The sequence below is a fragment of the Cereibacter sp. Soil_C_27 genome (genome assembly GCF_057657095.1).
Map to the genome: position 1 here is coordinate 57,246 of NZ_JBDGJD010000001.1, position 13,430 is coordinate 70,675.

15 protein-coding genes are annotated in these 13,430 nt (G+C 67.6%); 6 read left to right on the forward strand and 9 right to left on the reverse strand.

Annotation, left to right across the window (positions count from 1 at the left end; translation table 11 throughout):
• A complete protein-coding gene (locus AC3A5Z_RS00295) occupies positions 1–555 on the forward strand; it encodes a F0F1 ATP synthase subunit B (protein ID WP_487517431.1) in 555 nt (184 codons plus the stop codon).
• Between the two features lie 55 nt (positions 556–610).
• Here AC3A5Z_RS00295 and AC3A5Z_RS00300 read toward each other — a convergent pair whose 3' ends face one another.
• The 3 genes from AC3A5Z_RS00300 to AC3A5Z_RS00310 form a co-directional block, all read right to left on the reverse strand.
• Positions 611–1,378 (reverse strand): FadR/GntR family transcriptional regulator, encoded by a 768-nt coding sequence (locus AC3A5Z_RS00300; RefSeq protein ID WP_487517432.1) that lies wholly within the window; start codon positions 1,376–1,378, stop codon positions 611–613.
• A 103-nt stretch (positions 1,379–1,481) separates the two neighbouring features.
• Positions 1,482–2,135, reverse strand: coding sequence for a YiaD family glycine zipper/OmpA-like lipoprotein (locus AC3A5Z_RS00305; protein ID WP_487517433.1), 654 nt, complete (start codon positions 2,133–2,135; stop codon positions 1,482–1,484).
• A 107-nt stretch (positions 2,136–2,242) separates the two neighbouring features.
• Entirely contained in the window at positions 2,243–3,094 is an 852-nt protein-coding gene (locus AC3A5Z_RS00310) for a methylated-DNA--[protein]-cysteine S-methyltransferase (RefSeq protein WP_487517434.1), read from the reverse strand.
• 107 nt (positions 3,095–3,201) lie between these two features.
• Between AC3A5Z_RS00310 and nth the strand changes: the two genes are divergently transcribed.
• On the forward strand, positions 3,202–3,846 hold the full coding sequence (gene nth / locus AC3A5Z_RS00315) for an endonuclease III (RefSeq protein ID WP_487517435.1): 645 nt from the start codon (positions 3,202–3,204) through the stop codon (positions 3,844–3,846).
• Positions 3,843–4,835 (forward strand): adenosine kinase, encoded by a 993-nt coding sequence (locus tag AC3A5Z_RS00320; RefSeq protein WP_487517436.1) that lies wholly within the window; start codon positions 3,843–3,845, stop codon positions 4,833–4,835. The genes nth and AC3A5Z_RS00320 overlap by 4 nt, the downstream gene beginning before the upstream one ends.
• A gap of 361 nt (positions 4,836–5,196) precedes the next feature.
• On the opposite strand, the gene AC3A5Z_RS00325 is transcribed toward AC3A5Z_RS00320, so the two are convergent.
• Positions 5,197–6,015, reverse strand: coding sequence for a sulfotransferase family protein (locus AC3A5Z_RS00325; RefSeq protein ID WP_487518601.1), 819 nt, complete (start codon positions 6,013–6,015; stop codon positions 5,197–5,199).
• A gap of 141 nt (positions 6,016–6,156) precedes the next feature.
• Here AC3A5Z_RS00325 and AC3A5Z_RS00330 point away from each other — a divergent pair, with 141 nt between their 5' ends.
• From AC3A5Z_RS00330 to AC3A5Z_RS00340, 3 genes are all read left to right on the forward strand, one after another.
• Positions 6,157–7,734: a DUF5928 domain-containing protein gene (locus tag AC3A5Z_RS00330; RefSeq protein WP_487517437.1), complete on the forward strand. Its 1,578-nt coding sequence runs from the start codon at positions 6,157–6,159 to the stop codon at positions 7,732–7,734.
• Between the two features lie 3 nt (positions 7,735–7,737).
• Positions 7,738–8,118 (forward strand): HIT domain-containing protein, encoded by a 381-nt coding sequence (locus tag AC3A5Z_RS00335; RefSeq protein WP_487517438.1) that lies wholly within the window; start codon positions 7,738–7,740, stop codon positions 8,116–8,118.
• A 70-nt stretch (positions 8,119–8,188) separates the two neighbouring features.
• Entirely contained in the window at positions 8,189–8,647 is a 459-nt protein-coding gene (locus AC3A5Z_RS00340) for a DUF1203 domain-containing protein (protein WP_487517439.1), read from the forward strand.
• Here the strand turns inward: AC3A5Z_RS00340 and polA are convergent.
• From polA to AC3A5Z_RS00365, 5 genes are all read right to left on the reverse strand, one after another.
• Positions 8,644–11,457, reverse strand: coding sequence for a DNA polymerase I (gene polA, locus AC3A5Z_RS00345; protein WP_487517440.1), 2,814 nt, complete (start codon positions 11,455–11,457; stop codon positions 8,644–8,646). The genes AC3A5Z_RS00340 and polA overlap by 4 nt on opposite strands.
• Positions 11,458–11,523: 66 nt before the next feature.
• The gene (locus AC3A5Z_RS00350) at positions 11,524–11,706 is read right to left on the reverse strand and encodes a zinc-finger domain-containing protein (protein WP_487517441.1); all 183 of its coding nucleotides are present in this window, start codon (positions 11,704–11,706) and stop codon (positions 11,524–11,526) included.
• Between the two features lie 79 nt (positions 11,707–11,785).
• Positions 11,786–12,010, reverse strand: coding sequence for a DUF2798 domain-containing protein (locus tag AC3A5Z_RS00355; protein ID WP_487517442.1), 225 nt, complete (start codon positions 12,008–12,010; stop codon positions 11,786–11,788).
• A 9-nt stretch (positions 12,011–12,019) separates the two neighbouring features.
• Positions 12,020–12,781, reverse strand: a complete 762-nt coding sequence (locus AC3A5Z_RS00360) for a hydroxypyruvate isomerase family protein (RefSeq protein WP_487517443.1) — start codon at positions 12,779–12,781, stop codon at positions 12,020–12,022.
• Complete coding sequence (locus AC3A5Z_RS00365; protein WP_487517444.1) at positions 12,781–13,365, reverse strand: DUF1285 domain-containing protein; 585 nt, start codon at positions 13,363–13,365, stop codon at positions 12,781–12,783. Before AC3A5Z_RS00365 ends, AC3A5Z_RS00360 begins: the two co-directional genes overlap by 1 nt.
• Positions 13,366–13,430: the final 65 nt, after the last annotated feature.

Genomic DNA, 13,430 nt, shown 5'->3' on the forward strand with positions numbered 1-13,430 from the left:
ATGAAAAAGCTGCTGATCCTGCTGAGCCTGACCGCCTCGCCGGCGCTTGCCGCCGCCGGGCCGTTCGTGTCGCTGCACAACACCAACTTCATCGTCCTGATCGCCTTCATCGTCTTCATCGGCATCCTGATCTACGCCAAGGTGCCGGGCAAGCTGACGGGCATGCTCGACGCGCGGGCGCGGCAGATCAAGGCCGACCTCGACGAGGCGCGGGCGCTGCGCGAAGAGGCGAAGACCATCCTCGCCTCCTACGACCGCAAGCAGAAGGAAGTGCTTGAGCAGTCGGCGCGCATCGTGGCCGCCGCCAAGGAAGAGGCTCAGGCCGCTGCCGAACAGGCAAAGGCCGATCTCAAGGCCTCGATCGCCCGGCGCATCGCCGCGGCGGAAGACCAGATCGCCTCGGCGGAAGCCAGCGCGGTGCAGGCGATCCGCGAGCAGGCCGTGACCGTGGCGGTTGCCGCGGCGGGTGATCTGCTGGCGCGGCAGATGACGGCGAAGGATGCCTCGGCCTCCATCGACGCCTCGATCGCCCAAGTCGAAGCCCGCTTCCACTGAGAACGGTATCACCACTGGATGAGAGCCCGGTCCGCAAGGTCCGGGCTTTCGTCGTTCAGCGGCTCTGTTCGTGCTCCAGCCGCTGCCGGGCGATGACCTCGTGCTTCTCGGCGCGCAGACCTTCCGAGATCGCCTGCTCGACATAGGTCAGATGCGCCTGCACCGCGGCACGCGCTGCCTGCGGATCGCGGGCCTGCAGCGCCTCGTTGATGGCGCGATGCTGGTCCAGCAGCATATCGCGTGTGGTGCGCTGGCGGAACATCATCTGCCGATTGTAGAACACCCCATTGCGCAGGAGGTCGAACATTGAGCGCATCATGTGCAGCATGACGACGTTGTGGCTGGCCTCGATGATCGCCATGTGGAACTGCGCATCCAGCTCCGCCTCGTCCGAGGGGTCGCGCTTGGCGTGGGCGGCCTCCATCTTGCGGAAGATCGCATCGACCACGGCAAGGTCGGTGGCCGAGCCGCGGCGGGCGGCGCGCTCTGCCGTCAGCCCCTCCATGTCACGGCGGAAGTCGATGTAGTCAAAGACCGCCTCGTCATGGCTGGCAAACAGCTGCACCAGCCCCTCGGAGAAGGCCGAGCCGAGCACCTCGGCCACGAAGATCCCCGCGCCGGGGCGGCTGACCAGCAGGCCGCGCTGCTCCAGCGCCGCCACCGCGTCGCGCAGGCTGGGGCGGGAGATGCCGAGGCGTTCGGACAGCTCGCGCTCCGAGGGCAGGCGCTCGCCGGGGCGCAGGATGCCGCGCAGGATCAGGAGCTCGATCTGGCGCACCACGCTCTGCGACAGCTTCTCGGATTCGATCTTCTGGAACGGCATCGCGCACCTCGCAAACTGGTCAGAATCTATGACCACGCCGGGGGGAGGGGCAACAGAAAAGGGCGGGTCCGAAGGCCCGCCCCCCTGCGTCAGTGACGCCCGATCAGCGGTTCGGACGGATGATGATGTCGACGCGGCGGTTGCGCGCCATGCCCTCGGGCGTGAGGTTCGAGGCGACGGGCTGATCCTCGCCGCGGCCGATGGCGGCAACGCGGAAGGCCGGCACGCCATTGGCGATCAGCGTCTGGGCCACGGCGCCGGCGCGACGCTCGGACAGGTTCTGGTTGTAGGCGGCGGCACCGGAATTGTCGGTGTGGCCGATCACCTGGATGGTGCTGTCGGGGTAGCGCATCAGGTTCTGCGCCACGGCGCCGAGGTCGCGGGTCAGGTCGGGCCGCAGCGAGGCGCTGTCGGTGGCGAAGAGGATGTCCTGCGGCATGGTCACGATCAGCTCGGAGCCGGTGTTGGTGATGCTCACCTGGCTGTTGCCGATGCTGTTGCGCAGATCCGCCGCCTGCTTGTCGAGGGTCGAGCCGACCGCACCGCCAAGGATGCCGCCGATGGCCGCGCCGACGGCAGCCTTCTCCAGCTTGTTGTCACCGCTCGACGCGCCCAGCAGGCCGCCGACGATGGCGCCGGTCGCCACGCCAGTGCGGGTGCGCACGTTCGGGTCGGTGGAATTGGCATAGGGATCGGTGCAGCCGGCCAGAGCCAGCGCGCCGAGGGTCATCAGAACAACGGGAGATTTCAGGATCATGGTGCCGCCTCATGCTTCGTTGGCGCCCGAATGGTGCGCAACCGTGCATATATCAAGGGCGCCCGCCCGCCGAAAGTTCCGCCTTGGCCTGCGCGATTTCTTGCCGGTCACCCTTCGGTGACATCGGCCCGCGCCGCCTCCCAGGCCAGCATCGCCCGCTTCACCGGAAGACCCCAGTGATAACCGCCGAGCCCGCCCGACTTCCGCAGCGCCCGGTGGCAGGGGATCAGCCAGCTGACGGGGTTGCGCCCCACTGCCGTGCCCACCGCGCGCACCGCCGCCGGATGGCCGATGGCCCCGGCGATCTGCGAATAGCTGGTGACATGGCCCGAGGGCACGCGCAGCAGCGCCTCCCAGACCTTGATCTGGAACGGCGCGCCGATCATGTGCAGCGCCGCCGAACCGCCGCCGAAGGCATCCTCGACCAGAGGCGCCACGGCCCCTGCATCCTCGACAAAGACGGCCTTCGGCCAGCGTCCGCAGAGGTCGGCCATCGCCGCGGCGCGTCCCATCTCCTCGGTGAAGCCCATGCCGCAGATGCCGCGCTCGGTGGCCATCACCAGCGTCTCGCCGAAGGGCGAGGCGAAGAGGCCCCAGCGGATCGTCAGCCCGGCGCCGGCGCGGGCATAATCGCCGGGGCTCATCGCCTCCCAGCGCAGGAAGAGGTCGTGCAGCCGGCCGCTGCCCGAGAGGCCGGTGGCCAGCGAAGTGTCGAGCACGGTAAAGCGCTCGGCCAAGAGGCGGCGGGCGTGGTCGAGCGTCAGGTATTGCTGGTAGCGCTTGGGCGAGACGCCGACCCATTGCGAGAAGACGCGCTGGAAATGCGCCGGGCTCATCCCCATCTGCCCGGCCAGATCGTCGAGCGTCAGCCCCGGCCCGCCCGCGTCGATCAGCCGGATGGCGCGGTCGATGACCGCGTAGTGATAGGCGGGACGCTCTTGCTGCAGGGTGTCGGGCATGGCGGGCTCCTTTCCCGGGCAGAGTAGCCGCCGCGACCGGTCGCCGCGACCCGATTCCTGCGGCTTCACTTGCTCCGCAGGCGGGGCTCGGGCATAGGGGGCAGACGATGGCGCGACAACTCGACTACCTCACGATCCACGAGATCTTCGCTCGCTTCCAGGCGCTGGAGGCCGAGCCGAAGGGCGAGCTCGAGCATGTGAACGCCTTCACCCTCGTGGTGGCGGTGGCGCTTTCGGCGCAGGCCACCGATGCCGGGGTGAACAAGGCGACGCGGGCGCTGTTCGCCCGGGTGACCACGCCGCAGCAGATGCTGGGTCTGGGCGAGGAGGGGCTGACGGAGCATATCCGCACCATCGGCCTCTACCGCACCAAGGCCAAGAACGTCATGGCGCTGAGCCGCCGTCTGGTCGACCATTTCGGCGGCGAGGTGCCCTCGTCGCGCGCGGCGCTGGTCTCGCTGCCCGGGGTGGGGCGCAAGACGGCGAATGTGGTGTTGAACATGTGGTTCCACCAGCCGGCGCAGGCGGTGGATACCCATATCTACCGCGTCGGCAACCGGACCGGCATCGCGCCGGGCCGCGATGTCGAGGCGGTGGAGCGGGCGCTGGAAGACCACGTGCCCGCCCCCTTCGCGCTGCATGCGCATCACTGGCTCATCCTGCACGGGCGCTACATCTGCGTGGCGCGCAAACCCAAATGCGGCATCTGCCCGATCCGCGATCTGTGTCTCTTCGAGGAGAAGACCCTATGAAAAAATTCCAGGTCGTCGGCATCGGCAATGCCATGGTCGATGTGCTCGCCTCGGCCGACGAGGGCTTTCTGGCCGCGAACGGCATCGGCAAGGGCATCATGCAGCTGATCGACATGAAACGCGCGGTGGATCTCTATGACCGGATCGGCCCGGCCAAGGAGATCTCGGGCGGGTCGGCGGCCAATACCATCGCCGGGGTGGCGCATCTCGGCGGGCGGACGGCCTATGTCGGCAAGGTCTGCGACGACCAGCTGGGCCGGATCTTCGCCCATGACCTGCGCGCGCAGGGCGCGGTCTACGAGACGCCGATGGCGGCGCCCGGCGGCGCGCAGGAGACCGGGCGCTGCATCGTGCTGGTGACGCCGGATGGCGAGCGCTCGATGAACACCTATCTCGGCTGGTCGGAATTCCTGACGCCGGAGGACATTTTCGAGCAGCAGATGGCCGAGGCCGAATGGATCTATCTGGAGGGCTACCGCTTCGACGGCCCCGCCAGCCATCAGGCCTTCGCAAAGGCCATCGCTGCCTGCAAGGGCGCGGGAGGCCGCGTGTCGATCACCCTCTCGGACCCGTTTTGCGTCGAGCGTCACCGCGACGCCTTCCGCCGGATGATCGCCCGGGATGTGGACCTGCTGTTCGCCAATCGCGCCGAACTGCTGTCGATGTACCAGACCGAAGATTTCCCCGCAGCGCTGAAGGCGGCGGCCGCCGAGGTGGCGATCGTTGCCTGCACCGAGGGCGAGAAGGGCGCGCATATCCTGTCGGAGGGCCAGCACTGGCATGTGCCGGCGATCCCGACCGAGATCGTCGACGCCACCGGCGCCGGGGACCTGTTCGCCGGGGCCTTCCTCTGGGGGCTGACCAACCGCCATGGGCTCGAGACCGCGGGACGGATGGGCTGCATCGCGGCGTCCGAGGTGATCAGCCACATCGGCGCCCGGCCCGAGGCGGATCTGACCGCGCTGTTCCGCGCGCAGGGCGTGCTCTGACACGGGGGAGGCGCGCGCGTCAGGCCCCTCCGGGGCCATCCTTGCGCGCCGTTGCCACGGAAGACCGTCCCCCGGGGGGAGCCGCTTCAGCCTCAGCGGGGGCTTCGCGCCCCCGCACCCCCGCGGGATATTTGCACAGGGAAGACGGGGAAGGGGAGGTCGGGCGCCCCGGCGGCTGATGGCAAGGGCCCTTGGCCGCGGGGCGCCTTCTTCCCTGACGGTCATCGGCTTCCCAGCCTGTACCGTGCGCCGAGCATGGCATCACAAGACTAACGGATCCTGAACCTGCGTCTTCCCTGTGAAACTATCCCACGGGGGTCCGGTGGGGTGTGAAGCCCCCCGGCGCCTTTCCCTTGGCGCCTCAGTCGCCGAGCTTGGCGTGGACTTCGGCCAGATCCACGGCACCCAGCGGCATCCGGTTCGCCGGGTTGTCGAAGTCGTAGCGGAAGAGCTGGAAGTCCTTCCGGTAGATTTCCCACATCAGATGCATCGACAGGTCGTCGAAATAGGCCTCCACCGGATGGGCGCGGGCGGGGCCGTGGCTTTCGCTTTCGTTGAAGCGGGGGATCTTCTTCAGGTCGGGGCGGTGCGGCAGCTTCACCTTCTTCAGCACGGCCTGCATGCCCGTGTCGAAGGTCTCGGTGAAGAAGATGCTGTCGTAGCGCCCGCCGTTGACGATGAAGGTCGAGATATGGCCCGACATCGCCGACCAGTGGATGTCAGGCTCCATCGGCTTGCGCCAGCGGATCGTGTCGCGGACGAAGAGCAGGAAGCGGCGGAAGCTGCGGATCTGGTCGAAGGGCCGGGTGCCGTCCTCGCCGCCGACCTCGATGCCGTATTTCTGGGTGAGGAGCGGCACGAGATTGCCGCGGTAGCGCCGGCCGTTGCGCTGGATGCCGCAGATCTTGTCGAAGAAGGACGACAGGATGCGGCTGTAGGGGTTGCGGACGCAGGTGAAGGCATGGGCACGATGCGCCGTCACATTGGCCTCGATCAAGGGCTGGCTCGGTTCCATCGCCCATTTGTGCAGGCCCTCGGTGGCGTCGTGGATGTCGCCGTCGAAGAAGCGGCCGTGGTCGCTGTAGAACATGATCTGGCCGATGGTGGAGCAGGCGCATTTCGGCACCACGCGATAGACGAGACGCTCGCTCTGCGTCATCCATGTCCCGGGAAACCCCATCCGAACCTGCCCCTCACCAACCGCCACGCCCGGCCCCGGGGACCCCGCGTCGGCGGCAGGAGACCAAAGAGACGCAGTCTTTTCAATGGCGGAAGCCGCTATCAAGAGGCGCAGTTCGTCACAGTCTTGCAGGTGTCCCGGATGGCCAAGATCGCCTATGTGCTGCTCTGTCACCGCGATCCCGAAGGGATCGTGGCACAGGCCGAACGTCTGACGGCGGCGGGGGATGTGATCGCCATCCATTACGACGCCCGCGCGCCCCGGGCCGAGTTCGAGCGGATCCGCGCAGCGCTGGCGAGCAACCCGTCGGTGGTCTTCGCGGCGCGGCGGCTGCGCTGCGGATGGGGCGAGTGGAGTCTGGTGGAGGCGACGCTCCTGGCCTTGCGGGCGGCGCTGGCGCGCTTTCCGCGGGCGACGCATTTCTACATGCTGTCGGGCGACTGCATGCCGATCAAATCCGCCGAATATATCCGCAATTTCCTTGACCGCGAGGAGGCGGATTACGTCGAGAGCTTCGACTTCTTCACCTCCGACTGGATCAAGACCGGCATCCGCGAGGAGCGGCTGATCTACCGGCATTATGTCAACGAGCGCAGCCGGAAATGGCTGTTCTATGCATCGCTCGACTGGCAGCGGCGGCTGGGGCTGGCCCGGCGGGTGCCGGCGGATCTGCAGATCCAGATCGGCAGCCAGTGGTGGTGCCTGAGGCGGCGCACGGTGGAGGCGGTGCTGGGCTTCTGCGACCGGCGGCGCGACGTGCTGCGCTTTTTCCGCCGGACGTGGATCCCGGACGAGACCTTCTTCCAGACCCTCGTGCGGCATCTGGTGCCGGAGCAGGAGATCCGCTCGCGGACGCTCACCTTCCTGATCTTCTCGGATTACGGGATCCCGGTCAGTTTCTACAACGACCATTACGACCTGCTGCTCAGTCAGGATTATCTCTTCGCCCGCAAGATTTCGCCGGAGGCGCGGCAGTTGAAGGAGCGGCTGGGGCAGCTCTATGCCGCGACGGGGGGGGCGTTTCCGCTGTCGAACGAGGGGCGCAGCCTGTTTCGCTTTCTCTCGGGGCGGGGGCGGATCGGGCGGCGGTTCGCGCCGCGGTTCTGGGAGACGGAAGCGAGCCTCGGGCGCAGCCGGACGCTGCTGATGGTGACCTGCAAGAAATGGCATGTCGCCAAGCGGCTGGTGGAGCGGGTGCGGCAGGTGACCGGGCTTCCGGCGGTGGACTACCTGTTCAACGAGGCCGACACGCCGCTGCCCGATCTTGGCGGCATCCAGTCGACGCTGGAGAAGCGCACCCGGCATCGGCGGGCGCTGGTTCGGATGCTGTTCGACTATTGGCAGACGGACCGGCTGGTGCTCTGCATCGACCCGGCCAATATCGAGCTGATGCGGGATTTCTTCGGCGACCGCTCCGGCGCGCGGCTTCTGGAGATCGAATGCGAGTTCAGCGACGACTACCTGATCGGCCATGCCCGCCGGATCGGGCTGGCCGGAGAACTGACCCCGCCGCAGACGCTGGAGCGGCTGTTGCCGACGATCCGCTACGACATGCGCTTCGAAAGTGATCAGATCCGCGATGCGGAGTTCGAAAGCCTGTTCCGTATCCGGCAATCCGCTGGTGTCGATGAAAACACCGTGCCTCTTGCGGCCTTCCTTGGTATTCCGGATGCTCAGGCGCGAGAGATCGCGGCAACCGACTATCTGTTTGTGGATTGAGCCATGGCCTACAGCTACGACGACCAGAACATCTTCGCGCGGATCCTGCGGGGCGAGATCCCGAACCAGACGGTGCTGGAGAGCGAGCATGCGCTGGCCTTCCGCGACATCCATCCGCAGGCGCCCGAGCATGTGCTCGTGATCCCCAAGGGGCGCTATGTGAACTTCGACCATTTCGCACTGGAAGCCATGCCGGAGGAGATCGTCGATTTCCACCGCCTTGCCGGGCAGGTCTGCGCGCTGATGGGGGTGCAGCCTGAAGCCGGCGGCAAGGGCTACCGCACCATCTCCAACGCCGGGGTGCATTCGGCGCAGGAAGTGCCGCATTACCACCTGCATATCCTCGGCGGGCGCCCCTTGGGGCCGCTGCTGGCGGCGCGCTGAAAGCGCAGGGATCGGGTCGCGGCAGCGCGGCGCAGCGGGCAGGCTGGGAGCTCTGACAAAGGAGCCCCCGATGATCCGTTTCACCCCGATCCCCAGCGACACCGCCCGCCGCTATCGCGCGGGCGGTCCCGATGCCAATGGCCAGACGCCCGAGCGGCATCTGGCCGAGGGCAACTGTCCCTGCCGCCACTGCCTGCGCCTGATCGCCCACGGCGCGCCGATGCTGGTGCTGGCGCATCGCCCCTTTCCCGCGCCGCAGCCCTATGCCGAGGTCGGGCCGATCTTTCTCTGTGCGGATGAGTGTGGGGCAGGGGGCGGCACATTTCCGGAGATGCTGAGCTCGCCGGATTACATCCTGCGCGGCTACGGCGCGGATCACCGGATCGTCTATGGCAGCGGCGCAGTGGTGCCGACCGACCGTCTGGTGCAGGAGGCGGAGCGGCGGCTGAGTGAGCCGCGCATCGCCTATTTCCACCTCCGCTCGGCGCGCAACAACTGCTATCAGCTCAGGATCGACCGGGGCGCCTAGTGCGCCTCGGCCCAGTTGCGCCCGCGCCCTGCTTCGACCGTCAGCGGCACCGAAAGGTGCACGGCGGGGTCGGCGGCGCTTTCCATCACCTCCTTCACCCGGGCGATCACCTCGTCCACCGCGGTCTCCTCCACCTCGAACAGCAGTTCGTCATGCACCTGCAGCAGCATGGTGGCGGGCATCCCCGCGATGGCCTTGGGCATGCGGATCATCGCGCGGCGGATCACGTCGGCCGCCGTGCCCTGAATGGGCGCGTTGATCGCGGCGCGGCGGGCGAAGCCCGCGCCGGGGCCCTTGGCGTTGATCTCGGGCGTGTTGATCTTGCGGCCGAACAGGGTCTGGACGAAGCCGTTCTCCCTGGCGAAGGCGATGGTCTCGTCCATGTAGCCGCGGATGCCGGGGAAACGCTCGAAATAGCGGTCGATGAAGCCCTGCGCATCGGCGCGCGGGATGCGCAGGTTGCGGGCGAGGCCGAAGCCCGAGATGCCGTAGATCACGCCGAAGTTGATCGCCTTGGCCTGACGGCGGATCATCGGGTCCATGCCTTCGAGCGGCACGTTGAACATCTCCGACGCGGTCATCGCGTGGATGTCATGGCCCTCCTTGAAGGCCTGCTTCAGCGCGGGAATATCCGCGATATGGGCGAGGATGCGCAGCTCGATCTGCGAGTAGTCGAGGCTGACCAGCAGCTTGCCCTTCGGCGCCACGAAGGCCTCGCGGATGCGGCGGCCCTCCTCTGAGCGCACGGGGATGTTCTGCAGGTTCGGGTCGGTCGAGGCGAGGCGTCCGGTGTTGGCGCCCGCGATGGAGTAGGAGGTATGCACCCGGCCCGTGTCGGGGTGGATGTGCTCCTGCAAGGCGTCGGTATAGGTCGATTTCAGCTTCGACAGCTGCCGCCAGTCCAGCACCCGGGCGGGCAGGTCGTGGCCCTCGGCGGCCAGATCCTCCAGCACGTCGGCGCCGGTGGCATAGGCGCCGTTCTTGCCCTTGACCCCGCCCTGCAGGCTCATCCGGTCGAACAGGATCTCGCCCAGCTGCTTCGGCGAGCCGACGTTGAACGGCCCTCCGGCAAGCTGATGGATCTCCGCCTCCAGCCCGGCCATCTTCTGCGCGAAGGCGTTGGACATGCGCGAGAGCGTGTCGCGGTCGACCTGCACCCCCGCCATCTCCATCTGCGCCAAGACCGGCACCAGCGGGCGTTCCAGCGTCTCGTAGACCGTCGTCACCTTGGCGCGGTGCAGCTGCGGCTTGAACAGCTTCCACAGCCGCAGCGTCACGTCGGCATCCTCGGCGGCGTAGCAGACGGCCTTGTCAATCTCGACCCGGTCGAAGGTGACCGCCGATTTGCCCGAGCCGAGCAGCGGCTTGATCGGGATCGGCGTGTGGCCGAGATAGGTGTCGGCCAGCGTGTCCATGCCATGCCCGTGCCGGCCCGCATGCATGGCGTAGGACATCAGCATGGTGTCGTCGATCAGCGCCACGTTGACGCCGTGCAGCGCGAAGATCTTCGCGTCGTATTTCATGTTCTGGCCGATCTTGAGGATCGAGCCGTCCTCCAGCACCGGCTTCAGCATCGCCAGCGCCGTGTCGAGCGGCAGCTGATCCACGACCAGCGTCGCGGAGCCGAAGAGATCGCCGCCGCCCTGCTTGTGGCCGAGCGGGATATAGCAGGCCACGCCCGCCTCGACGCAGAGCGAGATGCCGACCAGCTCGGCGCGCATCTCGTCGAGGCTCGTGGTCTCGGTGTCGATGGCGACATGGCCGCGCTCGCGGATCCGCGCCACCCAGGCCTCCAGCGCCTCGGGCGTGCGGACGCATTCGTAGCTCGCGGTGTCGAAGGGCATCGCCGCTTCCATCGCCGCCACGGTTTCCGGCACCGGCTCGTTCTGCACCATGAAGGCGGTGGGGGCCGAGGGCGGGGCGACCTTCAGGCTCTCCGCCACCCGTTTCGTCAGGGTGCGGAACTCCATGTCGTTCAGGAAGCCCAGCAGCGTGTCGGCGACCGGCATCCGCACTTCCAGATCGTCCAGCGTCACCGACAGCGGCGTGTCGCAATCCAGCGCCACCAGCCGCTTCGAGATGCGGATCTGCTCGGCATGGTTGATCAGCGTTTCGCGGCGCTTCTGCTGCTTGATCTCGCCCGCGCGCTCCAGCAGCGTCTCCAGATCGCCGTATTCCTGGATCAGCAGGGCGGCGGTCTTGATGCCGATGCCCGGCGCGCCCGGCACGTTGTCGACGGAATCGCCCGACAGCGCCTGCACGTCGATCACCCGGTTCGGGGCGACGCCGAATTTCTCGAACACCTCGTCCGGCCCGATGCGGCGGTTCTTCATCGGGTCGAGCATGTCGACCCCGTCGCCCACCAGCTGCATCAAGTCCTTGTCGGAAGAGATGATCGTCACCGTCCCGCCCGCCTCGCGCGCCCGGCAGGCCAGCGCCGCGATGATGTCGTCGGCCTCGTAACCTTCGGTCTCGATGCAGGCGATGTTGAAGGCGCGCGTCGCCTCGCGGGTCAGCGGAAACTGCGGCTTCAGGTCTTCCGGCAGCTCGGGGCGGTTGGCCTTGTAGAGCGGGTAGATGTCGTTGCGGAATGTCTTCGACGAGTGGTCGAAGATGACCGCGATATGCGTCGGCGCCTCGCGCTCGCGCGGGCTGTTCAGCTCGCTCCACAGGATGTTGCAGAACCCGGCGACCGCGCCCACCGGCAGGCCGTCGGATTTGCGCGTCAGGGGCGGCAGCGCGTGATAGGCGCGGAAGATATAGGCCGACCCGTCGATCAGGTGCAGGTGATGGCCTTTGCCGAAACTCATGGGTCGCTCCTTGGGCTGATGCTGGCTCCCTTGCGGGCGCATCTGTCGCGCCGAAGGAAAGCAGGCCTATTTCACGCGGTCGGCGAAGCTCTCGTGCATGTAGCGCTTGTCGCAATAGCCGCAGTCGACAAAGCCGGTCCCCTCGGGGATCGACAGCCAGACGCGCGGATGGCCGAGCGCGCCTTCGCCACCGTCACAGGCCACCTTCCAGGTGGAGACGACTTGGGTTTCCGGGGCGTCTATCGGCATGTCTTGGCTTCTCCTGAAAGGCGTTCTGGCGGACGCCGCATGATAGCGATTGGCCGGGTCGCGGCAAGGGGCCGGGGGCTCAGACCCGCGTCAATCTGGCGACAAGGCGGCGGGTGAGCGGGGCGACGGCCAGCACGGTCGGGAAGGCCACCGCCCAGGCGGCGAGCCAGGAGGCCATCCACTGCCCGACGAAGCCCGGCGGCAGGCCGATGGCGCGCAGGGTAGAGATGCCCGACACGATGCAGGACATGAACCCGGTGAGGATCAGGCCGAAGAGGATGGGGGCGAAGCGCGCGGGGATCATCGGCTCTGGCTACTCCCTCGTTTCCGCGCCCGCAAGCGGCGCCCGCAGTGCGCCAAGCCAGCCGAGCCCCGCAGCAGTCGCCGCCGCAGGCCGGTATTCCGCCGCGATCCAGTCGTCATAGCCCTCGATTCCGCGCAGGAGCGCGATCTGCGCCGCTCCCGGCTCCTGCCGCTGCGGCCAGCCTGCGATCTGCAAATGGCGGGCGCGGGCGCCATGCCGGGCCCAGACCGCCGCCGCATCCCCCTGCAGCCGTGCGGCATGCCAGAGATCGACCTGCAGCCCGAGGTTTGGCAGCGCAAGGATATCCAGGATCCGCGCCGCCTGATCGTAACCGTTCAGGAAATAGCCCGGCATGTCCACCGGGTTCAGCGGTTCGAGCAGCAGGCTCTGCCCCGGCGCCTGCGCCGCCGCCCAGGCGAGGTTCTCGAGCAGCGTCGCCTCGGCCCGTGCGCCTTGGGCATTGCCGGTCATCACATGGATATGCTGCGCCGACAGTGCTGTGGCGTGGTCGAGCGCCGTGAGGAAGCCCGCGCGGAACCGCGCCTCGGCACCCGGCACGGCGGCGAAGCCACGCTCTCCGGCAGCCCAGTCACCGGGGGGAGTGTTGATCAACGCCAGTGGCAGGGAGAGGGCCATGCGCCACTCGGCCAGCGGCAGGTCGTAGGGAAACAGCACCTCGACCCCGTCGAAGCCAGCCTCCGCCGCGCGGGCCGGGCGGTCGAGCATCGGGTGTTCGGTGAAGAGCAGCGTCAGATTGGCCGCGACCCGCATCAGCCAAGCTCGGCCGAGGGGATCACCGGAAAGAATCGCCCCCCCGACCAGAGCCCGAACCACGCGGCGCCCTCGTGGGGCTCATGCGCGCAGATCTCCACCATCCGGTAGAAGGATTTGCGGTCGATCAGCGCCTCCAGCCCGTCGCGCACGAGGATATAGGGCGAGGGCTCGCCATCGTCGGCCCGCATCACGCGCAAGGGATGGTCGGGCCCGCAGGTCACCGTCTCGCCCACCTGCGTCTCGAACGTCACCTGCTGGTTCTTCCCTTCTCCGGTCACTTCGAAATCCACCGCGACGAAGGGGGCGTCGTCGACGGTGATGCCCACCTTCTCGCCGGGGGTGACCAGAAAATAGCGGTCTCCCTCGCGCTTCAGGATCGAGGAGAAGAGATGCACCATGGCCGGCCGACCGATCGGCGTGCCGAGATAGTACCACGTCCCGTCCCGCGCGATGCGGATGTCGAGGTCGCCGCAGAACGGCGGATTCCACAGATGCACCGGCGCGGGGCCGCGCCTGCCGATGGCGTTCGTCGCGGCGGTCGCGGCGGCAAGGATGCCATCTGCCGAAGGCTTCACGATCATTTGTGGCTTCCTGCTTTTTGCCATTTGTGCCGAGCGGCATAGTTCGGTCTAATGACCATATAAAG

Excerpts from the sequence above, each read along its gene's own strand:
- AC3A5Z_RS00310 (WP_487517434.1), bottom strand. The coding sequence starts at position 3,094 with ATGCCCGACACCCTGCAGCAAGAGCGTCCCGCCTATCACTACGCGGTC.
- AC3A5Z_RS00295 (WP_487517431.1), top strand. The coding sequence starts at position 1 with ATGAAAAAGCTGCTGATCCTGCTGAGCCTGACCGCCTCGCCGGCGCTT.
- AC3A5Z_RS00330 (WP_487517437.1), top strand. The coding sequence starts at position 6,157 with ATGGCCAAGATCGCCTATGTGCTGCTCTGTCACCGCGATCCCGAAGGG.
- AC3A5Z_RS00340 (WP_487517439.1), top strand. The coding sequence starts at position 8,189 with ATGATCCGTTTCACCCCGATCCCCAGCGACACCGCCCGCCGCTATCGC.
- AC3A5Z_RS00325 (WP_487518601.1), bottom strand. The coding sequence starts at position 6,015 with ATGGGGTTTCCCGGGACATGGATGACGCAGAGCGAGCGTCTCGTCTAT.
- AC3A5Z_RS00300 (WP_487517432.1), bottom strand. The coding sequence starts at position 1,378 with ATGCCGTTCCAGAAGATCGAATCCGAGAAGCTGTCGCAGAGCGTGGTG.
- AC3A5Z_RS00335 (WP_487517438.1), top strand. The coding sequence starts at position 7,738 with ATGGCCTACAGCTACGACGACCAGAACATCTTCGCGCGGATCCTGCGG.
- AC3A5Z_RS00355 (WP_487517442.1), bottom strand. The coding sequence starts at position 12,010 with ATGATCCCCGCGCGCTTCGCCCCCATCCTCTTCGGCCTGATCCTCACC.
- AC3A5Z_RS00360 (WP_487517443.1), bottom strand. The coding sequence starts at position 12,781 with ATGCGGGTCGCGGCCAATCTGACGCTGCTCTTCACCGAACACCCGATG.
- AC3A5Z_RS00350 (WP_487517441.1), bottom strand. The coding sequence starts at position 11,706 with ATGCCGATAGACGCCCCGGAAACCCAAGTCGTCTCCACCTGGAAGGTG.
- nth (WP_487517435.1), top strand. The coding sequence starts at position 3,202 with ATGGCGCGACAACTCGACTACCTCACGATCCACGAGATCTTCGCTCGC.
- polA (WP_487517440.1), bottom strand. The coding sequence starts at position 11,457 with ATGAGTTTCGGCAAAGGCCATCACCTGCACCTGATCGACGGGTCGGCC.
- AC3A5Z_RS00305 (WP_487517433.1), bottom strand. The coding sequence starts at position 2,135 with ATGATCCTGAAATCTCCCGTTGTTCTGATGACCCTCGGCGCGCTGGCT.
- AC3A5Z_RS00365 (WP_487517444.1), bottom strand. The coding sequence starts at position 13,365 with ATGATCGTGAAGCCTTCGGCAGATGGCATCCTTGCCGCCGCGACCGCC.
- AC3A5Z_RS00320 (WP_487517436.1), top strand. The coding sequence starts at position 3,843 with ATGAAAAAATTCCAGGTCGTCGGCATCGGCAATGCCATGGTCGATGTG.